Annotated in this window: 9 protein-coding genes; 1 reads left to right on the top strand and 8 read right to left on the bottom strand. The window is 41.6% G+C overall.

Annotated elements, in window-relative coordinates; translation table 11 throughout:
- Positions 1 to 76: 76 nt before the first annotated feature.
- The 8 genes from fmdA to urtA all read right to left on the bottom strand — a co-directional run bounded on the left by fmdA (position 77) and on the right by urtA (position 8,593).
- Complete coding sequence (gene fmdA / locus AC1M9C_RS03460; protein WP_481953225.1) at positions 77 to 1,255, bottom strand: formamidase; 1,179 nt, start codon at positions 1,253 to 1,255, stop codon at positions 77 to 79.
- A 39-nt stretch (positions 1,256 to 1,294) separates the two neighbouring features.
- The gene (locus AC1M9C_RS03455; RefSeq protein ID WP_481586900.1) at positions 1,295 to 2,410 is read right to left on the bottom strand and encodes an AAA family ATPase; all 1,116 of its coding nucleotides are present in this window, start codon (positions 2,408 to 2,410) and stop codon (positions 1,295 to 1,297) included.
- Positions 2,411 to 2,448: 38 nt separating this feature from the next.
- Complete coding sequence (locus AC1M9C_RS03450) at positions 2,449 to 3,492, bottom strand: aliphatic amidase (protein ID WP_035264753.1); 1,044 nt, start codon at positions 3,490 to 3,492, stop codon at positions 2,449 to 2,451.
- 213 nt (positions 3,493 to 3,705) lie between these two features.
- The gene (urtE, locus tag AC1M9C_RS03445; RefSeq protein WP_035264750.1) at positions 3,706 to 4,404 is read right to left on the bottom strand and encodes an urea ABC transporter ATP-binding subunit UrtE; all 699 of its coding nucleotides are present in this window, start codon (positions 4,402 to 4,404) and stop codon (positions 3,706 to 3,708) included.
- 9 nt (positions 4,405 to 4,413) lie between these two features.
- On the bottom strand, positions 4,414 to 5,172 hold the full coding sequence (gene urtD / locus AC1M9C_RS03440; RefSeq protein ID WP_481591967.1) for an urea ABC transporter ATP-binding protein UrtD: 759 nt from the start codon (positions 5,170 to 5,172) through the stop codon (positions 4,414 to 4,416).
- The gene (urtC, locus tag AC1M9C_RS03435) at positions 5,169 to 6,335 is read right to left on the bottom strand and encodes an urea ABC transporter permease subunit UrtC (RefSeq protein ID WP_481586899.1); all 1,167 of its coding nucleotides are present in this window, start codon (positions 6,333 to 6,335) and stop codon (positions 5,169 to 5,171) included. The genes urtD and urtC overlap by 4 nt, the downstream gene beginning before the upstream one ends.
- Positions 6,336 to 6,354: 19 nt before the next feature.
- Complete coding sequence (gene urtB / locus AC1M9C_RS03430) at positions 6,355 to 7,275, bottom strand: urea ABC transporter permease subunit UrtB (RefSeq protein ID WP_035264743.1); 921 nt, start codon at positions 7,273 to 7,275, stop codon at positions 6,355 to 6,357.
- 79 nt (positions 7,276 to 7,354) lie between these two features.
- Positions 7,355 to 8,593, bottom strand: coding sequence for an urea ABC transporter substrate-binding protein (gene urtA / locus AC1M9C_RS03425; RefSeq protein WP_179999684.1), 1,239 nt, complete (start codon positions 8,591 to 8,593; stop codon positions 7,355 to 7,357).
- A 202-nt stretch (positions 8,594 to 8,795) separates the two neighbouring features.
- Here urtA and AC1M9C_RS03420 point away from each other — a divergent pair, with 202 nt between their 5' ends.
- On the top strand, positions 8,796 to 12,272 hold the full coding sequence (locus AC1M9C_RS03420; RefSeq protein WP_481953252.1) for a hybrid sensor histidine kinase/response regulator: 3,477 nt from the start codon (positions 8,796 to 8,798) through the stop codon (positions 12,270 to 12,272).
- The last annotated feature ends 1 nt before the right edge of the window (position 12,273 follow it).

Below are 12,273 nucleotides of genomic sequence, written 5' to 3'. Positions count from 1 at the left end.
AAAAAGGAGGTAGCTCGCATGCTTACTCAAGCTACCCCGTAAAATGGTGAAACCTGTAACAACAATAATGCGCTAATTAGCGCTTATGCCCCCAAAATTTATCGTCATTTAAAGCACCTTGCGGCAATATATTTTGTTCAAAAATGGAGGTTGGGAGTGAGACGGTACATGCACAGTTTGGAATATCTACAATACCTCCGATACGACCTTCAACCGGTGCAGCGGTAAGTAACATGTAGGCTTGTGACCCAGTAAAGCCAAAATTTTCAAGATACTTGATGGCTTTTAGACATGCTTGGCGGTAAGCCACTGTCGCATCGAGATAGTGATTTACACCATCTTCAACACTGATCCCTTCGAAAGTCAGCCATTGATCATAATTTGGACGTACATTGCTTGGAACAAAGATAGGTGAATCAATATTGTATTTTTCCATCCCACCTTTGATTAAATCGAAACCGACACGTGTAACGCCATCCATTTCAATCGCACCACAGAAACCAATTTCACCATCACCTTGTGAGAAGTGGAGGTCGCCCATTGAGAAGCCAGCACCTTTTTGATAAACAGGGAAGTAAATACGGCTTCCTGCAGCAAGGTCTTTAATGTCTGTGTTACCCCCATGTTCACGTGGAGGAACTGTGCGTGCAGCTTCAGCCGCCATACGATCAAATTCGGGACCTTTTACACCACGCAGAACGGCTGTACGTGGATCAGGAGGGTTTGCTTGACCTTTAGGAACGAGCAATGCTTCACGGCGATTCCATTCTTTCAGTAAATCATGTGATGGTAGGGTTCCCATCAAGCCAGGATGTTTTAAACCTGCAATACGTACACCAGGGATATGACGTGAAGTTGCAAATAAACCTTTCAAATCCCAAATAGCTTTATCTGCTTCTGGGAAATAGTCCGCCAAGAAGCCACCACCATTTTCCTTGGCAAAAACACCCGAAAAAGCCACATCAGAAATCGGTTGAATGTCTAGTAGATCAATGACCAACAAATCACCTGGTTCTGCACCTTCAACATAGAATGGACCTGTTAAAGGATGAGCACGTGTTAAATCCACATTTTTAACATCAGAAATATCGTCAGTATCTTTAATTTGTGCGTCAAGGAAATCCAAGCTTTCAATCAGAATTTCTTCACCAGGTTTTACTGATGTTAGAAAAGGTAGGTCTGGGTGCCAACGGTTGTGACCAATTTCGGCTTGTTCCGCAAGTGGAATTCCTGGTTTGATTTTAATATGTTGCATAATGTATCCCCTGTATTGAGGTCAAATAAAGTTTAGGTCTCAGTGTTGTTGTGATGCTTCGTGTATCAGTAACGGATCAAGTTGTTTCACTGCAGGCTCAATCATCTGAATTTGAAGCTTCGTATTGTCGTAATCGATGATGAATTCACTAATGTGCTTGTTGTTTAGAAAAGCTTTCGCGAGTGCAGGTTCAACTAACACTTTAAAACGACGGCTTAAACCCCGAGCACCAAATCGAACATCATGTCCTGAACTCAGGAATCGAATGGCAGCATCGGTCAAAGCAATGGTTCGACTTTGCTTTTTTAGACGTTGGTTCATTTTGTCAATTTCGAGTTGGACTAAGGTTGCAGCAAAATCAGATTCAACTGGCTGATAATGTAAGATTCGCTCAATGCGATTTAGAAACTCAGGATCAAACTTTTTATCGAGTGCTTTTGTCGTGATTTCACTGTCATCTAATTTCAAATGCTTGGCTAATTTCTGGAGTGGTTTCGGTAATTGACTAAGTTGTTTCAGGCGCTTTTGAGCATCTTTAGCACCCACATTACTCGTCATAAAAATCATGCAGTTTTTAAAGTCTAAAACCTTTGTACCCGCAGTTAATTTTAAAGTTCCTGTTTCAAGCACATTGAGTAGCCCTCGAATGACTTCAGTACTGGCTTTTTCAATTTCATCAAAGAGAACAATGCCAGGTTTGGAGAAACTCCCTTGAATCAGGGCTTCATCGAATAAAGTATTTCCTTCTTTAGAGCCGACATAGCCTGGTGGGGCACCTGTCAGGGCGGCTGCATAATGCTCTTGTGCCAATGTATTCATATCAATTCGACTGAATGCATCAGCTTTACCGTGTATCGCTTCAGCAATGAGGCGGACTGTTTCAGTTTTTCCTACACCGGTAGGACCTAACATCAGTGTGACACTTAAAGGACGATGAGCTGCGTTAAAATCTGCTTTCACTGTGGTGAGCATATTTTCAATTTCATCAAGTGCGGCTTCTTGCCCAATAATATGTTCACGTAGATGGGTCATCACGGCATCTGGTTCAAAACTGAATCGGGAAGTACGTGCAATACATTCCTTGCTTTGCATGTCATAGCGTTGTTTTGCCAAACTTTCCTGATTGGCATGTATACGGTCACTGGCAAATGTCATGTTCGAAACCTCCTGAAATCAAGTCGGACGAAGCTTCTTTAAGAAGCTTCTTTCTCTAACCCTTCGTGAGGTAAGTTGCCAATTGGGCACTCTGCAACGCCAATGGTTGAACGCGTAAACTGCTCAACATTTTCCTGTGCTTTTTGTGCGTCTAAGACCCATGTCTTGTAGAAGTCGAATGGACAATCGGCAACCCCTTTATCACCATCACCATTGTTGTATACGCCTGTATAGCCACGGTGTAGAAGCTTGAACAAGTGATTTTGTGATTGATCGTATTTACGTGCATCACGTATTTCTGTGAGTGATAACTGTGCGTATTGGATACCATTTTCTTCCGTACCACATTCACCTAATGTACGTCCGTCAAAGCCGACCACTGCCGAATGTCCAAAGTAGGTATACACCCCATCAAAACCAGTACAATTGGCAACAGCGACATAAACGTTATTTGCCCAAGCCATACATTTGGCCATATTGATTTGCTGTTCATCAGCCGGGTACATATAACCCTGGCATCGCACCACAAGTTCAGCACCTTTCATCGCACAGTCGCGCCAAATTTCAGGGTAATTGCCGTCGTCACAGATAATGAGTGACATCTTGATGCCTTTAGGGCCTTCTGTCACATAAGTCGTATCTCCAGGGCACCAGCCTTCAATTGGGCACCATGGAATAATCTTGCGATATTTTTGAACGATTTCACCTTTGTTATTGATGAGCACTAAGGTGTTATATGGCACTTTATGCGGGTGTTCTTCGTGTTGTTCCCCAGTAATTGAGAATACGCCCCAAACATTTGCTTCAATACAAGCTTGAGAGAAAATTGCCGTTTCATCACCTGGGATTGTGGCTGCAGTTGCCATCATTTCATCATGATCATACATAATGCCCATGGTGCTGTATTCAGGGAAAACAATGAGATCCATACCTGGAATACCTTGTTTAATCCCTTTCAACATTTCAGCAATTTTTTTTGCATTCTCAAGTACTTCTGCTTTGGTGTGCAGGCGTGGAATTTTATAATTCACCACTGCTACACCCACTGTATTAGGACTACTTGAGATATCACCGTGACGCATTCAAATTACTCCCCATATCTTTAAAATTAAAATCTATGTAAGGAGTTTCGCGTGAAATTGATCGATGCAAAATACGGTGAATTGCGTATATGAAGCGATATTTCGAATGAGTTTTTAGATCGAAATAACAATACCACTCCAACAAATGGTCAAAAAAATCCCCCGAAAAAATCGAGGGGAATGCCAAATTAAGAGTTGATGAGATGACGTGCTTTAAACTGAAAGATATTTACTAATGGTTGCTTCATCGACATTCGCTCTGACATCTTCATAAGCAAAACGGCCTTTATCGATGACCAAGAAGCGATCTGCCATCGCCATAGTAAAGCTCAGTACTTGCTCGGAGACCACGATAGTGAGATCTCGCTGATCGCGAATTTCTTTTAGCGTTTTCGCAATATCTTTAATAATCGAGGGCTGGATTCCCTCGGTAGGTTCATCGAGCAGCAATACTTTGGGGTTAGTGGCGAGTGCACGTGCAATTGCCAATTGTTGCTGTTGTCCACCAGATAAATTTCCCCCTTTGCGTTTACGCATATCCCAAAGTACAGGGAAAAGCTCATACAGATCGTCAGGTACTTTTCCATGTGCAGACGCAGGGAGACCCGTTTGAATATTCTCTAGAACAGACATGGTTGAGAAAATCATTCGACCTTGAGGAACATAGGCAACACCATTTTCCACACGTTGATACGGGTCAAGCTTTTCTAAGTTTTTACCATCGAGCTTGATTTCGCCTTGAGTATTTTTAATATCACCGATAAGAGTTTTAAACAGTGTGGTTTTACCCATCCCGTTCCGCCCCATAATCGCCACAATTTCTTTGGGTTGAATTTTAAGTTCTAGATCATGAATGACTTGGCTTTGTTTATAACCTGAACACAAAGAACTAATTTCTAATAATCCGCTCATAAGGCCTCCTTAGTGTCCGAGATAGACTTCAATGACTTTTGGATCACTTTGCACATCATCCATTTTTCCTGCTGCGAGGATTTTCCCTTGATGCAATACAGTCACTTTATCTGCAATGGTTTTTACGAACTCCATATCGTGCTCAATCACGAGGACTGAGCGTCCTTTACTGATTTCACGAAGCAGTTGTGCTGTCTGTTCGCGCTCAGAAACACTCATGCCTGCCACAGGTTCATCCAGCATTAACAACTCGGGGTCTTGCATAAGCAACATCCCTATTTCAAGCCATTGTTTTTGTCCATGAGACAATAGGCCTGCGGAGGTGTGTAATAAATCAGTGAGGAAAATTTTTGAAGCGACTTCTTGGATACGTTCTTTGACATCTTTGGTTCGCTTAAAGAACAAAGCCCCAAACACATTACGACCACGTGGGAAAGACATTTCGAGGTTGTCATAGACTGAAAGGTTTTCGTAAATATTAGGGTTTTGAAATTTACGACCGACACCTTTACGAACGATTTCGAACTCTTTGAGCTTAGTCAGTTCAATATCATTAAATTTGATCGTGCCAGAAGTTGCTTTAGTTTTTCCGCAAATCAAATCCAACACTGTTGTTTTACCTGCACCATTAGGGCCGATCACCACGTGAACTTCGTTTTTATCGAGATAGAAGTTGAGATCGCTGACGGCTTTAAAGCCGTCAAACGAGACTGTGAGATCTTCAATTACAAGTACAGGTTTTGCCATTTCTACGCCGACTTTACTCATTTCACACCTCCTTCTACTTCAACATTGCTATCTTTATTGGACTCCATGGGTTGATGGGGGGGAGGCGAAGCCGTTGTTTTTTTATCTTTGAAGATAAGTGGGCGAACATATTTTTCATATAAGCCAGCTAAACCATTCGGTAAGAACATCACAACGCCTATGAACAATGCACCAAGGAAGTACAACCATACTTCAGGGAATGCTTCAGAGAAGTAAGTTTTACCGAGGTTAACTAAAACTGCACCATATACAGCTCCAATCAGTGATAAACGTCCGCCAACTGCAGCTAAGATCACCATTTCAATAGATGGGACGATGCCAATAATCGTTGGAGACATGAAGCCGACTTGCAGCGTAAACATTGCCCCACCGACGGAAGAAACGACTGCCGCAAAGCAGAAGATAAAGACTTTGTACATTGAAACGTCATAACCAGAAAAACGTACACGTTCTTCTTTTTCACGCATTGCAGAAAGTAAGCGACCTAACTTTGAGCTGAGAACAAAGCGACTGATCATGATGACTGCGATGAGTAACAATGCATTGATGTAATACAGAACGTACTTTGCCTCATCCGTACGGATGTCCCAGCCATGTAATGTCTTGAGATCAGTAATACCGTTAATACCGCCAGTAAAGCCTTGTTGACCAATAATCAAAATTGTCAAAATCGCCACAATCGCTTGCATGATGATAGAGAAATACACGTCTCCTACACGACGAGTAAACATTGCAAAACCAATAATAAAAGCCAATAAAATTGGAATAATTACAATCGCGAATAGGGTAAATGTGAAACTATGGAATGGTTCCCAGAACATTGGTAGGCTGGTAATTTGATTCCAGTCCATAAAATCAGGAATACCGGGTGTGGTTTGAGCTGCTGTGGATTGCATGTCAGAAGCTTCAAGTTTGAGGAACATAGCCATACAGTAGCCACCGATCCCAAAGAAAATACCCTGACCTAAACTCAAAATGCCGCCGTAACCCCAGCACAGCACTAAACCAATCGCAACAAAAGCAAACGTAAGATATTTACCCATTAAATTAAGACGGAAAACATCTAAAAACATGGGCATTACAAATAGGATCAGTACTGCCAATATAGCCAGTCCAATCGCACCTTCTTTACCGCCTAACAAGGCATTCATTGGATTACTCATATCAATCTCTCCTGAATACCTATTTACGAACTTTGATTGAGAACAAACCTTGAGGACGTAACATCAAAATGATGATGACCGTCGCTAAGGTAATGACTTTGGCAACAGAGCCTGAAAGGAAGAACTCTAGGATTGATTGGGCTTGTGCAATACTGAAAGCCGAAGCGATAGTGCCTAATAGACTTGCAGCTCCACCAAACACCACAACCAAGAACGTGTCTACGATATAGAGAGAGCCTGCAGTTGGACCAGTTGAGCCAATTGTCGTAAACGCCGCACCAGCAATACCTGCCAAACCACAACCTAACGCGAATGTTAGACTGTCCACACGCTTTGTATTAATACCAACGGCACCACTCATGAAACGGTTTTGGTTTGTCGCACGAAGCTGTAAGCCCCAGCGAGAACGATAAATAAGGAAATAGACGAAAGCAGTCACGGTGAGTGTGACACCGACAAGGAATAAGCCATTAATAGGAATATCAATCGTCTCTGTCGGTTGATAAGAGCCCATAAGCCAATCAGGTAGTGTTGGACTCACTTCTTTGGGACCAAATGTAGAGCGAAACACTTGTTGCATGATTAAGCTCAAGCCCCAAGTTGCAAGCAAAGTATCGAGTGGCCGCTGATAAAGCCGACTAATCATGAGCCGTTCGACCATATAGCCGATAATGCCTGCTGTCAGAAAAGCTGCCACAATCGCTACAATAAAATAATAGGGAAGCAATTGAGGAAAATAGCTTTCAGTCAGGGTTGAAATGACAAATGTGGTATACGCGCCTATTGTGAGGAATTCACCATGTGCCATATTGATGACACCCATTTGCCCAAAAATAATTGCAAGGCCCAGTGCCATTAACAACAGCACACAGAAAACAGAAAGACCATTAAAGCCTTGCATCGCAAATATTGCACCGAAGTCAGCTAAAGATAAATCCATCGCCTCATCCTCCAAGCTTTAAATAATAGGTTTGAAATGAAAAGATCAGGAGAGGTCTCTCCTGATCATGTGCTGTCGATTAGTAGCCTTTAGGGAATGGATTAGGCTTGATTAAACCTTTTGATTCGTAGACCACTTTGAATTGACCATTGGTTTGCACTTGTGCAATACGTGATTTGCTCCATAAATGATGATTGGCATCAATTTTCACGTAACCTTCAGGCGCATTTTTCATTTCGATGCCTGGAGAGGCTTTGGTCACTTTAGCAACATCAAAACTACCAGCTTTTTCAACTGCGGCTTTCCATAGCCACGGACCAAGATAAGCGGCTTGAGTCACATCACCAATTACTGCTTTAGGACCGTATTTCGCTTTAAATGCTTTTACGAAAGCTGCGTTACTTGGATTATTTAGACTTTGGAAATATTTCATTGAAGAGTAGAAGCCCTTCATATTTTCGCCACCAATCCCCAGTAATTCATCTTCTGTCACAGAGAAGGTGAGCAGTGTTTGCTTATCGCCGGTCACGCCTGCAGCTTTCATTTGCTTATAGAATGAAACGTTTGATCCACCCACCACGGCAGCGACAATTGCATCTGGTTTACGAAGTTTGGTTTTGTTAATTAAAGAACCAAATTGCGTATGTCCAAGCGGGTAGTATTCTTCACCGACGACTTTACCTTTCAACACTTTTTCAATGTGTGTACGGGCAATTTTCATGGTAGTACGTGGCCAAATATAGTCAGAACCGATCAAATAGAATGTTTTGGCTTTTTTCTCACGTGCAAGCCAATTCAGAGACTCAAGCACCTGTTGTGTAGCTTCTTGACCGGTATAAATCACATTTTTAGATTGTTCTAGACCTTCATAGAATGTTGGGTAATACAGAAGTGAATTATTTCGTTCAATAATAGGTAATACGGCTTTACGAGAAGCTGAAGTCCAGCAACCAAAAATTGCTGCAACACGATCCTTTTCAGTTAATTTTCGGGCTTTCTCAGCGAAAGTTGGCCAGTCAGATGCTCCATCTTCTTGAACAATTTTAATCTGACGACCTAATACACCACCTTGTTTGTTGATCTGCTCAATGGCTAAACGTTCTGCTTGGATGGCTCCTGTTTCAGAGATTGCCATCGTTCCTGTCGCTGAATGAAGCTGACCGACATAGACGAATTTATCATTTACGTTAAGTTTGGTTGTATTTACTTTTGCTGTCGCTGGAGCACTCGCAGTGGTCAAGACAGGTGCCAGTAAAAAAGGAACAGCGAGTAGTCCTGCGAGTAAGCCAGATGTTTTAACTTTAGATTTTAAGGTCATTGGTGTTCCCCTGATGAAGTAGATAAGGCCATTGCGCGATTTATTGTTTGCGCTTGCTATGGACTTAAGCCTAAGGGGTGTTAAAAAATGAGCATATACGTCACTTTACGTATATCGATGTTCCTCAAAATGATTTTTGATGAAAGTTAAGCTGGGCATAGATTTTGCTAACTGTAAGGGTCTATTTAAATTGCCTAGCTTTATGGTTTCATCTAGCAATACTCCTCAAGCACCGCAACGGGTGATTCATACACGCCGTAAATACAATACTTGGGTGGTTGATGAGAGTATTGAAGACTATGCACTACGCTACGCACCGAGGTCAGTAAGACGGTGGTCCCTTTGGACGGTGACCAATACAGCGCTTGCAGCAGTCAGTTTTCTAGCGATGGAAGCGCTTGGTGCAACCATGTTATGGCAATACGGCTTTAGCAATGCATTCTGGGCCTTAGTGGTCGTTTCAATCATTATCTTTTTGACCAGTTGGCCTATTGGATATTACGCGGCCAAATACAATGTTGATATTGACCTACTTACGCGGGGCGCAGGCTTTGGCTATATCGGCTCATCTATAACTTCAGTCATTTACGCCAGTTTTACTTTCATCTTCTTTGCTTTTGAAGCCGCTATCATGGCTTTGGCGCTTGAGCTTGGTTTAGGTGTGCCGCTGAGTCTAGGTTATTTAATTTCTGCGCTTATTATTCTGCCCCTAGTGATCAAAGGCATAGGGTTTATTAATAAAGTACAAGCGTTTACCCAACCATTATGGATTTTTTTATTATTACTACCATGGTGCTTTGTTTTGGTGAAGCATCCGACTCTGCTCTCTGAAGTTGCCCTAATAGAAGGCGCGCAAAGTCAAAGTGCAGGATTCAATTTGGCTTTTTTTGGCGCATCTTGCACTGTTTTGTTTGCGCTGATTACGCAGATTGGTGAACAAGCTGATTATTTAAGATTTTTGCCAGACAAAAAACATGCTCAAAAGACATGGAACTGGGCGGTATTTTTAGGCGGTCCTGCATGGATATTGGTGGGATTCATTAAAATTTTTATGGGAATGATTTTAATGGTTCTCGCCCTTAAATTTATGGTGCCGAATCATGAATTAAGCAATCCGAATTATCTATATTGGATCGCCTACCAACAAGTGATTGAGCATCCTGGTGCTGCATTATTTCTTACAGTCATGTTTGTGTGTATCGCACAGTTAAAGATCAACGTAACCAACGCTTATGCTGGCTCATTGGCGTGGTCTAATTTCTTTGCACGCTTAACACACAGTCATCCCGGACGTGTGGTTTGGTTAGTGTTCAATATTTTTATTGCGCTATTGTTGATGGAGCTAGGCGTCATCCATGCGGTGGAGCGTGTATTGGGGCTTTATAGTAATGTGGCCTTGGCATGGGTGGGAGCCATCGTTGCTGATCTCATCATTTGTAAGCCATTGGGGCTGAGCCCGAAAGGAATTGAGTTTAGGCGTGCCTATCTCTATGACATTAATCCAGTCGGTGTTGGCAGTTTATGTATTGCATCCTTGTTGTCGATTTTATGCTATTGGGGATTATTTGGTGATATCGCAAAATCCTTAGCAGGATTTATTGCTTTAGGTTCAGCTATCGTCTGTGTCCCAATGCTTGCTTATTTTACTCGTGGCAAATACTACATCGCACGTCATGAAGATAAATCATTAAAACCAATAGAGACACAACGATGTGTGGTTTGTGAGCATGAGTATGAAACAGCTGACATGGCGACTTGTCCTGCTTATAACAATATTATTTGTTCTTTGTGCTGTACCTTAGAAGCTCGTTGCCATGATTTATGTAAGCCTCATGCACGGTGGTCTGCACAACTTAAGCATTTTGCAGTTTGGTTTCTACCGCGCCAATGGTTGAGATACATCAATACTAGATTGAGTCTTTATATTTTGATGATCTTTGTTCTGAGTGTGGTATTGGCAGTCAGTTTAAGTCTGGTTTATTTACAAGAACTGAGTAAATTCGGCACAGTATTTGGATCAACTCAACAGCATGAGTTGCTGATGCTATTTGTGAAAATTTATGCCGTATTATTTTTACTGTTATGTGTTGCAGCATGGTGGTTGGTACTCAATGATGAAAGTCGCCGACAAGCTCAGCTTGAAAGTAATATGCAAACACAACTGCTCATGGACGAAATTGAAGCGCATAAAATTACAGATCGGCAATTACAAGATGCACGAACTCAAGCTGAAAAAGCCAATGAGGCCAAAAGTCGTTATGTTGTTGGGATTAGTCATGAACTGAGAACACCTCTAAATAGTATTTTAGGATATAGCCAGTTACTCAATAAACAAGAACAACTTTCTGAACAAGGAAAAGCTGCGCTGGGCGTGATTCGTCGTAGTGGGCAGCATTTAACGTCCTTGATTGATGGTTTACTTGATCTTGCAAGGATTGAAACAGGTAAAATTTCTTTAGAAATGTCGAATATTGAATTTCCGAAGTTTCTCCAACAAATCGTGAATATGTTTGAGCCACAATTCCAACAAAAACAACTGAAATTTACGGTCGAAATTAGTGAAAAAATACCACAATACGTACGTATAGATAAAAAAAGACTTGAACAGATCCTTATCAATTTAATGGGAAATGCTTTGAAATTTACGCTCGAAGGAGAGGTGAAATTTCGAGTGGATTATCGCTTTCAGACGGCATATTTTGAAATTCATGATACGGGATGCGGAATTGCTGAAGCAGATCTAGAGCGAATATTCCAGCCTTTTGAGCGCGGACAAAATGTCGTACAAGGTAGCTTTGCTGGAACAGGTTTGGGTTTATCAATTGTTAAACTATTGGTGGATATTCTCGGTGGGGAGTTAAAGGTCAGCAGTACGTTAAAAAACGGTTCTATTTTTAAAATAAAACTATATTTACCTTCAAAGTCGGTCATTCATCCGATTGCTGATGTCGCATCGAATACAGTATCTGGCTATACGGGACATCGCCGTAAAATATTGGTCGTAGACAATGAAGCAACTGATCGTGGACTAGTTTTAAATTTCCTTAAACCTCTCGGCTTTATTCTTGAAGAAGCAGAATCGGGATTGCAATGTCTAAGAAAAGTCCCTGAATTTCGACCAGATTTAATTTTAATGGATTTGAGTATGCCTTTGATGGGAGGGTGGGAAACTGCGAAATTATTGAGAAATAATAAAATGACCAATGTTCCCATCATCATTATTTCCGCAGATGCCAATGAACGAATGCAGAACCCTGAAACCGATGTATTGAATGAAGACTTTCTGGTCAAACCAGTGGACTTAAATCTGCTACTGAACAAAATTGGAGATAAATTAGGCTTGAACTGGGTTCATCAGAATGAGCCAACTCAAGTCGCAGAAGAACCTCAAAAACAGGTTGAACCCTTACACTATGATAGTAACGCTTTATCTGTCAGCGTGATTGATGAGGATGATGTAGCACCAGAACAAGCGCTAATCAAACTAGAAGATTATTTGAGTATTGGTTATATCCGTGGAGCCAAAGAGATCCTCGAAATTTGCAAGAAACGTAATGTCTGTGATCCTTCTATATGGCAACACATAGAATTTGATATTCAACGCTTCGATACCCAACGTGCATTACAACGATTACACGAGCACCTATCTGATATCAGATCTGATTTGGAAGGGAGTTAAG

The organism is Acinetobacter sp. 24-47-39, from assembly GCF_056783825.1.
This window is presented reverse-complemented; position numbering and strand designations above follow the sequence as displayed.